Raw genomic sequence first — 17610 nt, 5'->3', positions numbered from 1 at the left:
AGCTAACCTCAGTTATGCTTGCAGCTCGCTTCCTAAGCTAATCTTGATTTTTCTTGAGTAGGGATAAATGATATTAGATTTATATAATTAATCGGAGGGAATAACTAATGAGAATTGCAATTGGATGTGACCACATCGTAACAGATGAAAAAATGGCGGTTTCAGAATTTTTGAAATCAAAAGGATATGAAGTTATTGACTTTGGTACATATGACCATACACGTACTCACTACCCAATCTTTGGTAAAAAAGTAGGGGAAGCTGTAACTAGCGGTCAAGCTGATCTTGGAGTATGTATCTGTGGTACTGGTGTTGGTATCAACAATGCTGTAAATAAAGTTCCAGGTGTCCGTTCTGCCTTGGTTCGTGATATGACAACAGCCCTTTATGCTAAAGAACAATTGAACGCCAATGTTATCGGTTTTGGTGGTAAGATTACTGGTGAATTGCTCATGTGTGATATCATCGAAGCTTTCATCCATGCTGAATACAAACCATCTGAAGAAAACAAGAAATTGATTGCGAAAATTGAACACGTTGAAAGTCACAATGCTCAACAAACAGACACAAACTTCTTCACTGAATTCCTTGAAAAATGGGATCGCGGAGAATACCACGACTAAGAGGTAACCTATGATTTTAACAGTCACAATGAACCCATCCATTGATATTTCCTATCCCTTGGATGAGTTGAAGATTGATACTGTCAATCGTGTGGTGGATGTAACCAAAACGGCTGGTGGTAAGGGACTCAATGTTACCCGAGTACTTTCAGAATTTGGGGATTCTGTTCTTGCTACTGGTTTAGTGGGTGGCAAACTTGGTGAGTTTTTGGTTGAAAATATCGATGATCAAGTAAAGAAAGATTTCTTCTCAATTCAGGGGGAAACTCGTAACTGTATCGCTATTCTCCACGGAGACAACCAAACAGAAGTTCTTGAAAAAGGTCCTGTAGTATTGGAACAGGAAGGTCAAGATTTTTTGGAACATTTCAAAAAACTCTTGGAGTCAGTTGAAGTAGTAGCCATCTCAGGTAGTCTGCCAGCTGGCCTTCCAGTTGATTACTATGCGAGCTTGGTAGAACTTGCTAATCAAGCTCGCAAGCCTGTTGTCTTGGACTGCTCTGGTGCAGCACTTCAGGCAGTTCTTGAATCACCACATAAACCAACAGTCATCAAACCAAATAATGAGGAATTATCTCAGCTTCTTGGAAGAGAAGTTTCTGAGGATTTGGGTGAATTAAAAGAAGTCCTTCAAGAACCTTTGTTTGCAGGTATTGAATGGATTATCGTTTCACTTGGTGCCAACGGTGCTTTTGCCAAACATGGTGACACTTTCTACAAGGTAGATATTCCTAGAATTCAGGTAGTCAACCCTGTTGGATCTGGAGATTCTACAGTTGCTGGAATTTCTTCAGGTTTACTTCATAAAGAATCGGATGCAGAACTACTCATCAAGGCAAATGTCCTTGGTATGCTCAATGCTCAAGAAAAAATGACTGGTCATGTCAACATGGCCAACTATCAAGCTCTATATGATCAATTAATAGTAAAAGAGGTATAAAATGGCTTTAACAGAACAAAAACGTGCACGCTTAGAAAAACTTTCTGATGAAAATGGTATCATCTCAGCTCTTGCATTTGACCAACGCGGTGCTTTGAAACGCCTCATGGCTCAACACCAAACAGAAGAACCAACAGTGGCTCAAATGGAAGAACTGAAAGTCTTGGTAGCAGATGAATTGACTAAATACGCTTCATCAATGCTTCTTGACCCTGAGTATGGACTTCCAGCGACTAAAGCTCTTGATGAAAAAGCTGGTCTTCTTCTTGCTTATGAAAAAACAGGTTATGACACAACAAGTACAAAACGCTTGCCAGACTGCTTGGATGTTTGGTCTGCAAAACGTATTAAAGAAGAAGGTGCAGATGCAGTTAAATTCTTGCTTTACTATGATGTAGATAGCTCAGACGAACTCAACCAAGAAAAACAAGCTTACATCGAGCGTATCGGTTCTGAGTGTGTGGCCGAAGATATTCCATTCTTCCTTGAAATCCTTGCTTACGATGAAAAAATTGCGGACGCAGGTTCTGTAGAATATGCGAAAGTAAAACCACACAAAGTTATTGGTGCTATGAAAGTCTTCTCAGACCCACGCTTTAACATTGATGTTTTGAAAGTAGAAGTTCCTGTTAACATTAAATATGTTGAAGGCTTCGCTGAAGGTGAAGTAGTTTATACACGTGAAGAAGCAGCAGCCTTCTTCAAAGCTCAAGATGAAGCAACTAACTTGCCATACATCTACTTGAGTGCTGGTGTATCAGCTAAACTCTTCCAAGATACTCTTGTATTTGCTCATGAATCAGGTGCAAACTTTAACGGAGTTCTTTGTGGCCGTGCTACATGGGCTGGATCAGTTGAAGCTTACATTAAAGATGGTGAAGCAGCAGCTCGCGAATGGCTTCGCACAACTGGATTTGAAAACATTGATGAGCTCAATAAAGTTCTTCAAACAACAGCGACTTCATGGAAAGAACGCGTGTAAGCAAGTCCTCCTAGGTTAGGAACATGAATCTAAAAAAATTTTAAAAAAAGTTTTATGTAAAGGTTTACAAAATAACTTACTTGTGCTATACTTAAATCACAAGTTAATACAAGGTGAGTGTTACTAAGTAATATTAGGCATGATCACAGGTGAATTAGAAATCGGCTGATTTTCTAGTTCATTTGTGATCATTTTTTGTACTCATATACCTTTAAGATATAAAAGGAGGATGACATGTATCGAATTCTAAATCCAATGAATCACAATGTCTCGCTTGTCAGAAATGATAAAGGAGAAGAAGTGATTGTGATTGGTAAGGGGATTACATTTGGAAAGAGGAAGGGAGATTTGATTACTGAACAGCATATTGAGAAAATCTTTCGGATGAAGACAGAAGAGTCAAGAGAAAACTTTATGGCTCTCCTCAAAGATGTTCCGCTTGATTTTATCACAGTGACCTATGAAATCATTGATAAGCTATCAAAGAAATATCATTATCCAATTCAAGAGTATCTCTACGTAACCTTGACAGATCATATTTACTGTTCTTACCAAGCTCTAGCACAAGGAAGGTACAAGGATAGTAATCTACCAGATATTTCCACTAAGTATCCTGTCGCTTTTCAAATCGCAAATGAAGCTTTTGAAATTTATCGTCAGAAGCTAGCAGATCATTTTCCTGAGGACGAAATTATTCGGATTGCTTATCATTTCATTAATGCCGAAGGTGAAAATGAAGTGGAACTTGTGGAGTCGATTGATAAGAGGAAAGAAATTCTCAGGAATGTTGAAGAAGTTTTAACGGAATATGCAATTCAACGAACCAAAGAGAATAATCATTTCTATGATCGTTTTATGATACATTTGAATTATTTCTTGGATTATTTAGACAGATCTAGAGATGATAACCAATCACTTCTGGATATGGAAGATCATATTAAACAATCCTATCCAAAAGCGTTCGAGATTGGTTCCAAGATCTATGATGTGATTACGCAACATACGGGTCTTGATTTGTATAAAAGTGAACGAGTTTATCTAGTTCTACATATCCAACGTTTATTGTCATAAAAATTTAATTAAAAATACCTAAGGAGAATTCTATCATGAATAGAGAAGAAGTAACATTGTTAGGTTTTGAAATCGTAGCCTATGCTGGCGATGCTCGTTCAAAACTATTGGAAGCCTTGAAAGCTGCTGAAGCTGGCGATTTTGCGAAAGCAGATAGCTTAGTCGAGGAAGCTGGTTCTTGCATTGCAGAGGCTCACCACGCGCAAACAAGTCTATTGGCTAAGGAAGCTTCAGGTGAGGACTTAGCCTATAGTGTAACCATGATGCATGGCCAAGACCACTTGATGACAACTATCTTATTAAAAGATTTGATGCACCATTTAATTGAACTCTACAAGAGAGGAGTTAAGTAATGAATAAATTAATTGCATTTATTGAGAAAGGAAAGCCTTTCTTTGAGAAACTATCTCGTAATATCTACCTTCGTGCCATTCGTGATGGTTTCATTGCAGGTATGCCTGTTATTCTCTTCTCAAGTATCTTTATCTTAATCGCCTTTGTACCAAACTCATGGGGCTTTAAATGGTCTGATGAAGTTGTAGCTTTTCTGATGAAACCTTACAGCTATTCAATGGGGATTCTAGCTCTCTTGGTAGCTGGTACAACAGCTAAATCACTGACCGACTCAGTAAATCGTAGCATGGAGAAAACCAATCAAATCAACTATATGTCAACATTGTTGGCAGCAATTGTTGGTTTGTTGATGTTGGCAGCTGATCCTATCGAAAATGGCCTAGCTACTGGATTCTTGGGGACAAAAGGTTTGCTTTCAGCCTTCCTTGCTGCCTTTGTTACTGTAGCCATCTATAAGGTTTGTGTTAAGAACAACGTCACTATTCGTATGCCTGACGAAGTTCCACCAAATATCTCACAAGTCTTTAAAGATGTGATTCCATTCACTCTATCAGTGGTTTCTCTTTATGCTCTTGATTTACTAGCACGTCATTTTGTGGGTGCTAGTGTAGCAGAATCAATCGGTAAATTCTTTGCACCATTATTCTCTGCTGCTGATGGTTATCTAGGTATTACCATTATCTTTGGTGCCTTTGCCTTCTTCTGGTTTGTTGGTATCCATGGTCCATCTATTGTTGAACCTGCTATCGCAGCAATTACCTATGCCAATGCCGAAGTCAACTTGAATCTTCTCCAACAAGGTATGCACGCTGACAAGATTCTTACTTCTGGTACACAAATGTTTATCGTTACCATGGGTGGTACTGGTGCGACACTGGTTGTTCCATTCATGTTCATGTGGTTAACAAAATCTAAACGTAACCGTGCAATCGGTCGTGCTTCAGTAGTTCCAACATTCTTTGGTGTAAATGAACCAATCTTGTTTGGTGCACCACTTGTATTAAACCCAATCTTCTTCATTCCATTTATCTTTGCTCCAATCGCAAACGTTTGGATATTCAAATTCTTTATTGAAACACTTGGAATGAACTCATTTACTGCTAATCTACCATGGACAACTCCAGCTCCACTAGGTCTAGTTCTTGGTACGAACTTCCAAGTTCTATCATTCATTCTTGCTGCTCTTTTAATCGTGGTTGACGTAGTCATTTACTATCCATTCCTTAAAGTCTATGATGAACAAATTCTTGAAGAAGAGCGTTCAGGTAAATCTAATGATGAATTGAAAGACAAAGTTGCTGCAAACTTCAACACTGCAAAAGCAGATGCTATTCTTGAGAAAGCGGGTGTCGATGCAGCTCAAAATACAATCACTGACGAAACAAATGTCCTTGTTCTATGTGCTGGTGGAGGTACAAGTGGTCTCCTTGCAAATGCTTTGAACAAGGCAGCTGCAGAGTACAATGTTCCTGTGAAAGCAGCAGCAGGTGGCTATGGTGCTCACCGTGAAATGTTGCCAGAGTTTGATCTTGTTATCCTTGCCCCTCAAGTTGCTTCAAACTTTGAAGATATGAAAGCAGAAACAGATAAACTAGGTATTAAACTTGCCAAGACAGAAGGCGCTCAATACATCAAATTAACTCGTGATGGAAAAGGTGCTCTTGCATTTGTACAAGCTCAATTCGATTAACGATAGGGACTCTGAAATAGTCTCCTCTCGTTACGGAAATCGCTATGGCGAATTTCCTAATCGCCTTATTAATTCGTCGGTAAAAAGATATCGTTTTTACCTCCTCATGTCACAATTCGATTAACGATAGGGACTATAAAACAGTCTCCTCTCGTTACGGAAATCGCTATGGTGAATTTCCTAATCGCCTTGTTAATTTGTCGGTAAAAAGACATCGTTTTTACCTCCTCATGTCACAATTTGGTGACTCGGTACAAGAAGTGAGATGGAGAAGGATGGCTCACTGACTCCTCTCCTCTCACTTTTACTTTATTTAAATCAAGAAATAGGTGAAAAAAATGACAAAAACACTTCCAAAAGACTTTATTTTCGGTGGCGCAACAGCTGCTTATCAAGCAGAAGGTGCTACGCATACTGATGGAAAAGGACCAGTTGCTTGGGATAAATATCTTGAAGATAACTACTGGTACACTGCAGAACCAGCCAGTGATTTTTACAATCGATATCCAGTTGACCTTAAGTTGGCAGAAGAGTATGGTGTCAATGGTATTCGAATTTCTATTGCTTGGTCACGTATTTTCCCGACTGGTTACGGTCAAGTAAATGCTAAAGGTGTTGAGTTTTATCATAATCTATTTGCAGAGTGTCACAAACGTCACGTTGAGCCCTTTGTAACTCTTCATCACTTTGACACACCAGAAGCTCTCCACTCAAATGGAGACTTCTTAAACCGTGAAAATATCGAACACTTTGTAGACTACGCTGCCTTCTGTTTTGAAGAATTCCCAGAAGTAAACTATTGGACAACATTCAATGAAATTGGACCAATCGGTGATGGTCAATACTTGGTTGGTAAATTCCCTCCAGGTATTCAGTACGATCTTGCCAAAGTCTTCCAATCGCACCACAATATGATGGTGTCTCATGCACGTGCAGTAAAATTGTACAAAGAGAAAGGTTATAAAGGTGAAATTGGGGTTGTTCATGCTCTGCCTACTAAGTATCCTCTAGATCCTGAAAATCCTGCAGATGTTATTGCGGCAGAGTTGGAGGACATTATCCATAATAAATTTATCTTGGATGCAACTTATCTGGGTCACTACTCTGAAAAGACCCTGGCAGGGGTAGAGGCTATCTTGGCTGCCAATGGTGGTAGCTTGGATCTTCGTGAAGAAGATTTTACAGCATTAGAAGCTGCAAAAGACTTGAATGATTTTCTAGGAATCAACTACTATATGAGTGACTGGATGGAAGCCTTTGATGGAGAAACTGAAATCATCCATAATGGTAAGGGTGAAAAAGGAAGCTCTAAATACCAAATTAAAGGTGTTGGTCGTCGTGTAGCTCCTGACTATGTACCACGTACGGATTGGGATTGGATTATCTACCCTCAAGGTTTGTATGATCAAATCATGCGAGTGAAGAAAGATTATCCTAACTACAAGAAGATTTACATCACTGAAAATGGTCTCGGGTATAAAGATGAGTTCGTCGATAACACTGTTTACGATGATGGCCGTATTGATTACGTGAAACAACACTTGGAAGTCTTGTCTGATGCTATTGCAGATGGAGCGAATGTAAAAGGTTACTTCATTTGGTCATTAATGGATGTCTTCTCATGGTCAAACGGTTATGAAAAACGCTACGGTCTCTTTTATGTAGACTTTGAAACACAAGAACGTTATCCTAAGAAATCAGCTCACTGGTACAAGAAAGTAGCAGAAACTCAAGTGATTGAGTAGTAGAATTACTAATTAGATATAGAATTTTAGTGAGGCAAAAAGATGTTCAAAGATTTAATCCAATCTATTTATGAAAAAGTTTATATTATCAATTTCGAAAAATGCTCTCAAACACCGTGTTTGACGAATGAAGAATTGAAAAGTCTCGGAAAATGGTATGTCTCGACTGGTAAAGAATGGATTTGTCATTCAGATTATGAGCTGGAAGAATTTAAAAATCTGTTTTTAAATTTTATCAATCCTGAAGAATGGGATAATATCTCCTTTGATTCAGATTTTATGCCGTTTCAACAATCATAAAGAATCTAGGAAACTCTTTGTAAAAATCTTCATCAAAAAATGCGTCATATCAAGATTCTTATTTTCTTGATATGACGCATTTTATATTTTATCAATCCTCAGTTTTATGGTTTAGAAAGAATAATTTTTGTTTGTTTTGAAAGTTGTTCGAAGGTTTCTTTGCTCAGTTTAGAATCTGAAACGATGGTATCAATATCTGAGATATTGTAGAAGGTGTAAAAATCAAACTTATTGAACTTACTATTGTCAGCTAGTAAGTATTTTTTATTGGAATTATTGAGGGCGATGCGTTGGGATTCACCTTCTTCTTCACTAAAGGTCGCAATCGCATTGTCCTTGATACCATTACAGCTCACGAAAGCTTTAGAAAATTGTAGATTGGCCAAATTCTGTAAGGTTAGTGTTCCCACAAATGCTCCAGTGATAGAGCGATAGTTTCCACCGATTAAAATCAAATCTGTTAGTTTTCGTTCGTTTAGGATGAGAAAGACTGGTAAACTGTTTGTTACAACACGAATATTATCGATTGGAAGTTCACGGGCAAAAGATTCCAAGGTTGTACCTGGGCCGATAAAAATAGTTTCCCCTTCATCGATTAAATGGCCTGCAAAACGGCTAATTTCTTGTTTTTCTGCGATTTGTAAGCTTTGTTTTTCAATATTGGAACGTTCATTGTTTAAAATGGAACCTGTGCGAATTTTTTCAGCACCACCGTGCACACGAACAAGTAAATCCTTGTCAGCCAACTCTTGTAAATAGCGTCTAGCAGTCATATCTGACACATCCAGGCGAGTCATGATTTCTTTTACAGTAATAGTTCCCTTTGTATTTACCGTTTCTAGAATATTATCTAGTTTTTCCTGCTTTAGCATCGTTATCACCTCTATTTCTATTACTATTTTATCATAAAGTATTCAATCAATCAATTTAAAAAACAAAAGAAAACAAAAACAAAAATATCATGGTTGTTTTAAACAAACCATGATATTTGTTATCAATTCTGAAATTGTTGACTTAGTCTAAACCGTAGTTGTAGTCATCGTCTTGCATGGCTTCAACTTCACCAAGAAGGTAACCATTTCCGACTTGAGAGAAGAAGTCGTGGTTAGAAGTTCCTGTTGAAATACCGTTCATGACAATTGGGTTGACATCATCTGCTGAATCTGGGAAGAGTGGATCTTGTCCCAGGTTCATGAGTGCCTTGTTGGCATTGTAGCGAAGGAAGGTTTTGACTTCTTCCGTCCAACCAACACCGTCATAGAGACTTTCTGTGTAGCCTTCTTCATTCTCGTAAAGAGTATAGAGCAGGTCGTACATCCATTCTTTGAGCTTTTCTTGCTCTTCTTCAGGTAATTCATTGAAACCGAGTTGGAATTTATAACCAATGTAGGTTCCGTGAACTGACTCATCACGAATAATTAATTTAATGATTTCAGCGACGTTGGCTAGTTTGTTGTTACCAAGATAGTAGAGGGGAGTGAAGAAACCAGAGTAGAAGAGGAAAGTTTCAAGGAAGACGCTGGCAACTTTCTTTTCAAGTGGGCTACCGTTTAGGTAGATTTCGTTGACAATCTCAGCCTTCTTTTGTAGGTAAGGATTGGTATTGGTCCATTCGAAAATTTCTTCAATCTCAGCTTTGGTATTCAAGGTAGAAAAGATTGATGAGTAAGATTTAGCGTGAACAGATTCCATAAATTGGATGTTATTGAAAACAGCTTCCTCATGTGGTGTACGGATGTCCGCGCGAAGGGCTTGAACCCCAGTTTCAGATTGCATAGTGTCGAGAAGTGTTAAACCACCAAAGACTTTTCCTACCAAGTCTTTTTCTACATTTGATAGCTTTCTCCAGTCATCCAAGTCATTTGACAAGGGAATACGTGTATCGAGCCAGAATTGCTCCGTCAGTTTTTCCCAAGTTGATTTGTCGATGACATCTTCGATGGCATTCCAGTTAATGGCTTTGTAGTAAGTTTCCATTTTGAAATCTCTTTCTGTGTTTAGTATTGCGAACTCACAATTACTTCTATTTTATCATAATTCTAGAGGAGTATCGCACAAAAAGTCGGAAGCCCGACTTTTTGTTATTTCATAGTATAGATGCTTATTCTAGTTTAGCAGGGTGAATGAATCACTTATCTGAGAAAATGTAGTTCCCTCAAGCAAAGATTAAATCACACAGCTTTCACATTGGTTGGCACCGACTTCTCCACCATCATCTGTAAAGGTACGGACGTAGTAGATAGACTTGATTCCCTTGTTAAAGGCATAGTTACGAAGGATAGACAAGTCACGTGTCGTTTGCTTATTTTCCTTCTTCCATTCGTAAAGACCTTTTGGAATGTCACTACGCATGAAGAGAGTGAGTGAAAGTCCTTGGTCCACGTGCTCAGTTGCAGCAGCATAGACATCAATCACCTTACGCATATCCATGTCGTAGGCAGAAGTGTAGTAAGGAATGGTTTCTGTTGACAAGCCAGCAGCAGGATAGTAGATTTTACCGATTTTCTTTTCTTGACGTTCTTCGATACGTTGCGTAATCGGGTGGATAGAAGCAGAAACGTCGTTGATGTAACTGATAGAACCATTTGGCGCTACAGCAAGGCGGTTTTGGTGGTAAAGACCATCTGCTTGAACCTTGTCGCGAAGTTCAGCCCAGTCAGCAGCACTTGGGATAAAGACATCTTTGAAGAGTTCTTTAACACGGTCTGATTTTGGAACAAACTCGCCAGTCACATATTTGTCAAAGTAGCTTCCGTTAGCATAGTCTGATTTTTCAAAGTTGTGGAAGGTGATACCACGTTCACGCGCGATATTGTTTGATTCTACCAAGGTCCAGTAGTTCATGAGCATGAAGTAGATGCTTGTAAATTCAACAGACTCAGGCGATCCATATTCAATCAATTGTTGGGCAAGGTAGCTGTGAAGTCCCATGGCACCGAGACCAAAGGTGTGGGCTTGGCTATTTCCATGGTCGATAGTAGGAACAGCTACGATGTGCGAACTATCTGTAACGAAAGTAAGGGCACGAACCATAGCACGGATAGAACGACCAAAATCAGGTGAGGTCATCATGTTGACCACGTTGGTTGAACCAAGGTTACATGAAACATCTGTTCCCATTTGAAGGAATTCTTGAGCATCGTTGATCAAGCTTGGTTCTTGAACTTGAAGAATCTCAGAACACAAGTTACTCATGATAATCTTACCATCAACAGGATTTGCACGGTTAGCCGTATCAATGTTGACGACATAAGGGTAACCAGACTCTTGTTGCAATTTAGAGATTTCAGTTTCCAAATCACGCGCTTTGATTTTTGTTTTGCGGATGTTTGGATTTGCGACCAATTCATCGTATTTTTCAGTGATGTCGATGTAGTTAAATGGCACACCGTATTCAAGTTCTACAGAGTATGGGCTGAAGAGGTACATTTCTTCATTTTTACGTGCTAATTCGTAGAATTTATCGGGTACTACAACACCAAGTGAAAGGGTCTTTACACGAACTTTTTCATCGGCGTTTTCTTTCTTAGTTGAAAGGAAGGCGATAATATCTGGGTGGAAGACGTTGAGGTAGACAACACCGGCACCTTGACGTTGCCCCAATTGGTTGGAGTAAGAGAAGCTATCTTCGAAAAGCTTCATAACAGGAACGACACCAGAAGCGGCTCCTTCATAGCCTTTGATAGGTGCACCAGCTTCACGAAGGTTGCTGAGGGAAATTCCCACACCACCACCGATACGTGAAAGTTGAAGAGCTGAGTTGATAGAACGTCCGATAGAGTTCATATCATCAGTTACTTGGATTAGGAAGCAAGATACTAACTCCCCACGGCGAGCACGTCCAGCATTCAAGAAGGAAGGAGTAGCAGGTTGGTAGCGTTGGTGGATGATTTCATTGGCAATATCGATGGCAATAGCTTCATTCCCATCAGCGAAATAAAGGGCGTTAAAGAAGACGCGGTCTTCCATGCTTTCAAGATAATATTCACCGTCGTTAGTTTTCAAAGCATATTGATTGTAAAATTTATAAGCTGCCATGAAAGACTTGAATTGGAAGTTTTGGTCTTTGATAAATTGAGACAATTCTTCCAAAAACTCTGGACGGTATTTCTTGATAAAGGCTGTTTCGATGTAGTTGTGTTCAATGAGGTAGTTGATTTTATCTTTGATTGAATCAAAAACCATAGTGTTTGGAACTACATTTTCTTTAAAGAAGGCATCCAAGGCTTCCTTATCTTTATGAAGCATGATTTGTCCATTGACAGGACGGTTGATTTCGTTATTGAGACGGAAGTAAGTCACGTCTTCAAGATGTTTTAATCCCATAAAATTTCCCTTATCTAATTACAAAAGAAAGGCTTCTAAGTTAGCCCTAGAAGCAGTTTCTTCTGGATGATGTACTAAGATTATGCTAATTGTTTCAGTTTTCCTGGTTGGAAACCTGAAAAGACTTCAGTTGGTGTTTGGATCACAGGAGCTGCGCTGAAACCGAGCTCTTTAACTTGATCGATGTACTCAGGTTGCTCATCAAGATTGATTTCACGATAAGCGACATTATTACTGTCCAAGAAACGTTTAGTCATCTTACATTGGACACAGTTGTTTTTAGAATAAACGGTTACCATTGTGTAACTCCTCTTTCAAAATAGATTACTTTCTTAGTATATCAGAAAATAAATTTTTGTCAATGATTTGAAACTAAATATAGTGGTCTATTTTTCTACTAAAGGTTGCAAAACACAATATGTAGTGTTTGTTTTATGAAATAGTGATAATTATCCTAGAAGTAGTTTTTTGGAAAACTATATCCTGTGTTTTGTTATCTAGAATAGAAGATTTTCAGCAAGTTATCTGAAAGGAAATCGAATAAATCCCATAAAATGCTTGAAAAAAATCCTAGAAGATGGTATAATACCAAATTGTAAGGGTTATCACATATAACTCAAAAAAGAAAGAACAAAAGGAGAGTCAAACTATGGCTTCTAAAGATTTCCACGTAGTGGCAGAAACAGGTATTCACGCACGTCCAGCAACATTGTTGGTACAAACTGCAAGCAAATTTGCTTCAGATATCACTCTTGAGTACAAAGGTAAATCAGTTAACCTTAAATCAATCATGGGTGTTATGAGTCTTGGTGTTGGCCAAGGTGCTGATGTAACTATCTCAGCTGAAGGTGCAGATGCAGATGACGCTATCGCTGCAATCTCAGAAACAATGGAAAAAGAAGGATTGGCATAAGGAAAATGACAGAAATGCTTAAAGGAATCGCAGCATCTGATGGTGTTGCAGTTGCAAAAGCATATCTACTCGTTCAACCGGATTTGTCATTCGAGACTGTTTCAGTCGAAGATACAAACGCAGAAGAGGCTCGTTTGGATGTAGCTCTTGAAGCTTCTCAAAACGAGCTTTCTCTTATCCGTGAGAAAGCTGTAGGTACGCTTGGTGAAGAAGCGGCTCAAGTTTTTGACGCTCATTTGATGGTTCTTGCTGACCCAGAATTGATTGGTCAGATTAAAGAAACAATCCGTGCTAAGAAAGTCAATGCTGAAGCAGGTCTTAAAGAAGTGACTGACATGTTCATCACTATCTTTGAAGGTATGGAAGACAACCCATATATGCAAGAACGTGCAGCGGATATCCGCGACGTGACAAAACGTGTATTGGCAAATCTTCTTGGTAAGAAATTGCCAAACCCAGCTTCTATCAATGAAGAAGTAATCGTGATTGCGCATGACTTGACACCATCTGATACAGCTCAATTGGACAAAAACTTTGTAAAAGCTTTTGTAACAAATATCGGTGGACGTACAAGCCACTCAGCTATCATGGCACGTACACTTGAAATTGCAGCTGTATTGGGAACAAATAACATCACTGAAGTGGTGAAAGACGGTGATATCCTTGCCGTTAACGGAATTACTGGTGAAGTGATTATCAACCCAACAGATGAACAAGCGGCAGAATTTAAAGCAGCTGGTGAAGCTTATGCTAAACAAAAAGCTGAATGGGCACTTTTGAAAGATGCTCAAACAGTGACTGCTGACGGTAAACACTTCGAGTTGGCTGCTAACATCGGTACTCCAAAAGACGTGGAAGGTGTTAACAACAACGGTGCAGAAGCGGTTGGACTTTACCGTACAGAGTTCTTGTACATGGATTCTCAAGATTTCCCAACTGAAGATGAGCAGTATGAAGCATACAAAGCTGTTCTTGAGGGAATGAATGGTAAACCAGTGGTTGTTCGTACAATGGATATCGGTGGAGATAAGGAACTTCCTTACTTCGATATGCCACATGAAATGAACCCATTCCTTGGATTCCGTGCCCTTCGTATCTCTATTTCTGAAACTGGAGATGCAATGTTCCGTACACAAATCCGTGCCCTTCTTCGTGCTTCTGTTCATGGTCAATTGCGTATCATGTTCCCAATGGTTGCCCTTTTGAAAGAATTCCGTGCAGCCAAAGCAGTTTATGAAGAAGAAAAAGCAAACCTTCTTTCTGAAGGAGTTGCAGTTGCGGATGACATCCAAGTTGGTATCATGATTGAAATCCCTGCAGCAGCAATGCTTGCAGACCAATTTGCAAAAGAAGTAGACTTCATGTCAATTGGAACAAACGACTTGATCCAATACTCAATGGCAGCAGACCGTATGAACGAGCAAGTTTCATACCTTTACCAACCATATAACCCATCAATCCTTCGCTTGATCAACAACGTTATCAAGGCAGCTCACGCTGAAGGTAAATGGGCTGGTATGTGTGGTGAGATGGCTGGTGACCAAAAAGCTGTTCCACTTCTTGTCGGAATGGGCTTGGATGAGTTCTCTATGTCAGCAACATCAGTCCTTCGTACACGTAGCTTGATGAAGAAATTGGACACTGCTAAGATGGAAGAGTACGCTAACCGTGCCCTTACTGAGTGTTCAACAATGGAAGAAGTCCTTGAACTTCAAAAAGAATACGTTAACTTCGATTAATGTCATTAACCTTGTAACCTAGTTGCAAGGTTTTTTGACGCATTTTGGGAAAGTATAGTCTAATAAACTCCACTTTTCAATGATGAAGAGGCATGATATAATAGGAGAAACAAATAGAATAAGAGAGAAATCATGTCTAAAGAAATTGATATTGAATATTACCACCAGCTAGCCTTACAAAAGCAGAAGGAGCATCGTAAAGTTTTAGCCAATCTAAAGAAAAAGCCACCAAAAAATCTAGATAAGATAGCCCAGCAGATACACCAAGAAGTTTTTGAGGAGATTGATTGCACTGCCTGTGCCAACTGTTGCAAGACATTGGGACCTGACTTCAAGGAAGCAGACATCACTCGTATTGCTAAGTACTTTAAGATGAAATTACCAGCTTTTGAAGCGGAGTTTCTGCAGGTAGATGAAGATGGCGATAAGGTTTTTAAATCCATGCCTTGTCCCTTTCTAGGAGGAGATAATCTCTGTTCCATCTATGATGTTCGTCCAAAGGCCTGTCGTGAATTTCCCCATACAGACAGGAAAAAAATCCATCAAATCAACCATTTGACTATTAAGAATACTTTGACCTGTCCAGCAGCCTATCTCTTTGTTGAGAAATTAAAGGATAAGTTATAGAGATTTAAAGGATAAAAAATTTCTAATAATAACTAACAATATGAAGGGAGAACTCTGTGCCTAGACCGAAAACAAAAGAGGAGCTAGTACTGGCCTCTAAGGAAAACTATGAAAAGCTCAATCGTTTCATCTCCCAACTAAGTGAAGATGAGCTACAGACTCCATTTGATTTTTCAAGAGACCCAAAGAAAAAAGAAGCTCACTGGAAAAGGGATAAAAATCTAAGAGATGTTCTGATCCATCTTTATGAATGGCAGCAGTTACTTTTGACTTGGGTTCATTCTAATCAAAAAGATCACGAAAGCCCTTTTCTCCCTGAGCTTTATAATTGGAAAACTTATGGAGAAATGAATGTCGCTTTTTGGAAGAAGCACCAGAAAACCTCCTTAGAAGAAGCGACTAGACTCCTAGAACAATCACATAGGAAGGTTTTAGAGTTGATAGAAGTTTTTAGCAATGACGAACTCTTTACCAAAGGTGTCTATAAGTGGACCGGTGGAACAAGTCTAGGTTCCTACTTTGCTAGTAGCACGTCAAGCCACTATGATTGGGCTCTGAAAAAACTCAAAGCTCATCGGAAGAATTGTAAAGGATAGATGGACTATTTGAAATAGAAAGAATGAGTTCTTTTAAAAGTAAGATAAAAGCAAAGGGCTATCAAGTGATGTAGCCCTTTTGAGTTATACAAGCAAATTACCATGCAAAAGCTGTCGTTGGAGCATTGAGCGCTTCTAACCACTGTTTATTTTTTACGGGGCAAAGAGTTACGGATATACCTGCCATATCTAGGCTGGTCATAAATGTTCCTGATTTTATAAAAGTAATAGTGACTCCTTCAATTTCTAAGAGTTGAAGGATATCATTGATAAATATGCCCATTTCTAAGTTGCTGGTAGTGCCTAGATTATTTACAAGCAATATAAATTGATCACCCTTTTTCCAATGATAGTGCAATCTTAATTTACTTATAATTTCATTTGCAAGGATTTCCGATGATTGGAATGGGACGATACGATATCCTTCTTCGCCATGTATCCCAATACCATAAGAAATATTTCCTTCTTCCAAGTTAAATAGTGGGAGGGTGGCTTGGGGGAGACTAGCAGCTTTCGTTGCAAAGCCAATTGTTGCGATTTCGGGAGCAAGTTGATGACCTAAATCAGTTAGTTGCTCGATGTCGGCACCATTTTGAGCTGCATATCCTAGAACTTTATGAAGTAAAATAGTCCCTGCAAGCCCTCTTCCTCTAATTTGAAATCTATTGTGAGGTTCAATAGAAATATCGTCGTGTGCTAGACTATAGCCGACCTTAATTCCTTCTTGTCTAGCAGTATTAATGGCCCAGCTAAATTCTTTGATGTCTGCTTCGAAATTTTTTACAATGATGAAGACACCGTGACCATTGTTTAAAAAACGAATGGACTCTAAGATTTCAGTTCTTGTAGGAGGAGTAAATAATTGGCCATAGATAGCAGCGGTAAGCATTCCTTTTCCCACATATCCAATATGAGCAGGTTCGTGTCCTGAACCTCCACCCGCCAATATTGGAACCTGATGAGGATTACGATTTTTTTGATAGACTAGTGGTAAAGTAGGGTGTTTTTCTAATTCAGGATGACTGCTGACAGTTGCCGAAATGTAACTTGAAATAATTTTTTGTTTATGATTTGAAATAAATGTCATTGTGGTCTCTTTCCAATAATTGTCATGATTAGAAAGTCTGGTTGTGGAACTGGACTTTTTTTATTGACGTAAGCTTTCACGATTTCTGCTAGAGCGTGTGAATGATAGTCTAACAAAAAACAAGTATAAGCAGATGAATCGATATCAATCTGACCATATTCTCTTAAAATTTTTGATACAAGCAAGCGACAGTAGCTGATAAAGTGGTCATAGAAGTTATTTTGCCCTTGAATATCAAAAAGTTGAATATAAAAATCACGCTCTTGTTCGAAATAAAAAAATAATTCTTGTAATAGTTTTTGGCCTGAAATGAAGTCCAAGTTATTGGTGATATACTCGGTTAAGTCATTTTCAAATATCCAGTCTAGCAGTTCATATTTGTCAAGAAAGTGATTATAAAAGGTCTGTCTACGAATGCCAGCTGATTCCATGATATCTACAATGGAGATTTTGTCAAATTCTCTAGTAGCTAAAAGGTCTCTAAATGCCTTGGTAATCCGTTTTTTTGTAATAAGTGATGATGCCATAGGAAGCCTTTCTTTTACTTACTTCATTTTACCAAAAAAATGTTTTAAACGGGTTTAAAAGGGGACAAATAATAGAATCTGTCCCTTATC

Annotated in this window: 18 protein-coding genes; 12 read left to right on the top strand and 6 right to left on the bottom strand. The window is 38.8% G+C overall.

Features of this window, described 5'->3' with window-relative positions:
* The first annotated feature begins 107 nt into the window (after positions 1-107).
* From lacB to QMQ21_RS01245, 8 genes are all read left to right on the top strand, one after another.
* A complete protein-coding gene (lacB, locus tag QMQ21_RS01280; protein ID WP_261813769.1) occupies positions 108-623 on the top strand; it encodes a galactose-6-phosphate isomerase subunit LacB in 516 nt (171 codons plus the stop codon).
* 10 nt (positions 624-633) lie between these two features.
* Positions 634-1563, top strand: a complete 930-nt coding sequence (locus QMQ21_RS01275; RefSeq protein ID WP_261813768.1) for a tagatose-6-phosphate kinase — start codon at positions 634-636, stop codon at positions 1561-1563.
* A 1-nt stretch (position 1564) separates the two neighbouring features.
* Positions 1565-2545, top strand: coding sequence for a tagatose-bisphosphate aldolase (lacD, locus tag QMQ21_RS01270; protein WP_001229114.1), 981 nt, complete (start codon positions 1565-1567; stop codon positions 2543-2545).
* A gap of 234 nt (positions 2546-2779) precedes the next feature.
* Positions 2780-3616: a PRD domain-containing protein gene (locus tag QMQ21_RS01265; RefSeq protein WP_229294771.1), complete on the top strand. Its 837-nt coding sequence runs from the start codon at positions 2780-2782 to the stop codon at positions 3614-3616.
* A gap of 35 nt (positions 3617-3651) precedes the next feature.
* Complete coding sequence (locus tag QMQ21_RS01260; RefSeq protein ID WP_001078320.1) at positions 3652-3969, top strand: PTS lactose/cellobiose transporter subunit IIA; 318 nt, start codon at positions 3652-3654, stop codon at positions 3967-3969.
* Entirely contained in the window at positions 3969-5660 is a 1692-nt protein-coding gene (locus QMQ21_RS01255; protein ID WP_261813767.1) for a lactose-specific PTS transporter subunit EIIC, read from the top strand. The genes QMQ21_RS01260 and QMQ21_RS01255 overlap by 1 nt, the downstream gene beginning before the upstream one ends.
* A 338-nt stretch (positions 5661-5998) precedes the next feature.
* Positions 5999-7405, top strand: coding sequence for a 6-phospho-beta-galactosidase (lacG, locus tag QMQ21_RS01250; protein WP_050242723.1), 1407 nt, complete (start codon positions 5999-6001; stop codon positions 7403-7405).
* Positions 7406-7447: 42 nt separating this feature from the next.
* Complete coding sequence (locus QMQ21_RS01245) at positions 7448-7705, top strand: DUF3884 family protein (RefSeq protein WP_024056886.1); 258 nt, start codon at positions 7448-7450, stop codon at positions 7703-7705.
* Positions 7706-7809: 104 nt separating this feature from the next.
* Here QMQ21_RS01245 and QMQ21_RS01240 read toward each other — a convergent pair whose 3' ends face one another.
* The 4 genes from QMQ21_RS01240 to nrdH all read right to left on the bottom strand — a co-directional run bounded on the left by QMQ21_RS01240 (position 7810) and on the right by nrdH (position 12330).
* Positions 7810-8577, bottom strand: coding sequence for a DeoR/GlpR family DNA-binding transcription regulator (locus QMQ21_RS01240; protein WP_000917573.1), 768 nt, complete (start codon positions 8575-8577; stop codon positions 7810-7812).
* A gap of 142 nt (positions 8578-8719) precedes the next feature.
* On the bottom strand, positions 8720-9682 hold the full coding sequence (gene nrdF, locus QMQ21_RS01235; protein WP_000451386.1) for a class 1b ribonucleoside-diphosphate reductase subunit beta: 963 nt from the start codon (positions 9680-9682) through the stop codon (positions 8720-8722).
* Positions 9683-9871: 189 nt separating this feature from the next.
* Positions 9872-12031, bottom strand: coding sequence for a class 1b ribonucleoside-diphosphate reductase subunit alpha (nrdE, locus tag QMQ21_RS01230; protein WP_033685013.1), 2160 nt, complete (start codon positions 12029-12031; stop codon positions 9872-9874).
* Between the two features lie 80 nt (positions 12032-12111).
* Positions 12112-12330: a glutaredoxin-like protein NrdH gene (nrdH, locus tag QMQ21_RS01225; RefSeq protein WP_000259240.1), complete on the bottom strand. Its 219-nt coding sequence runs from the start codon at positions 12328-12330 to the stop codon at positions 12112-12114.
* Positions 12331-12680: 350 nt separating this feature from the next.
* On the opposite strand from nrdH, the gene QMQ21_RS01220 reads away from it, so the two are divergent.
* From QMQ21_RS01220 to QMQ21_RS01205, 4 genes are all read left to right on the top strand, one after another.
* Positions 12681-12944: a phosphocarrier protein HPr gene (locus tag QMQ21_RS01220; RefSeq protein ID WP_000146947.1), complete on the top strand. Its 264-nt coding sequence runs from the start codon at positions 12681-12683 to the stop codon at positions 12942-12944.
* Between the two features lie 5 nt (positions 12945-12949).
* Positions 12950-14683, top strand: a complete 1734-nt coding sequence (gene ptsP, locus QMQ21_RS01215; protein WP_042751092.1) for a phosphoenolpyruvate--protein phosphotransferase — start codon at positions 12950-12952, stop codon at positions 14681-14683.
* A 132-nt stretch (positions 14684-14815) separates the two neighbouring features.
* Positions 14816-15310 carry a YkgJ family cysteine cluster protein gene (locus tag QMQ21_RS01210; RefSeq protein WP_000031481.1) on the top strand — a complete coding sequence of 165 codons (495 nt, stop codon included), beginning with the start codon at positions 14816-14818 and terminating at the stop codon, positions 15308-15310.
* Positions 15311-15366: 56 nt separating this feature from the next.
* On the top strand, positions 15367-15906 hold the full coding sequence (locus QMQ21_RS01205) for a ClbS/DfsB family four-helix bundle protein (protein ID WP_261813766.1): 540 nt from the start codon (positions 15367-15369) through the stop codon (positions 15904-15906).
* A gap of 97 nt (positions 15907-16003) precedes the next feature.
* Here QMQ21_RS01205 and dhaQ read toward each other — a convergent pair whose 3' ends face one another.
* Positions 16004-16993: a DhaKLM operon coactivator DhaQ gene (gene dhaQ, locus QMQ21_RS01200; protein WP_261813765.1), complete on the bottom strand. Its 990-nt coding sequence runs from the start codon at positions 16991-16993 to the stop codon at positions 16004-16006.
* The gene (dhaS, locus tag QMQ21_RS01195; RefSeq protein WP_000168615.1) at positions 16990-17520 is read right to left on the bottom strand and encodes a dihydroxyacetone kinase transcriptional activator DhaS; all 531 of its coding nucleotides are present in this window, start codon (positions 17518-17520) and stop codon (positions 16990-16992) included. Before dhaS ends, dhaQ begins: the two co-directional genes overlap by 4 nt.
* Positions 17521-17610 lie beyond the last annotated feature (90 nt).

Source organism: Streptococcus bouchesdurhonensis (assembly GCF_948472335.1).
Note: the sequence above shows the minus strand (reverse complement) of the source record. Positions and strands in the feature narration are given on the sequence as shown.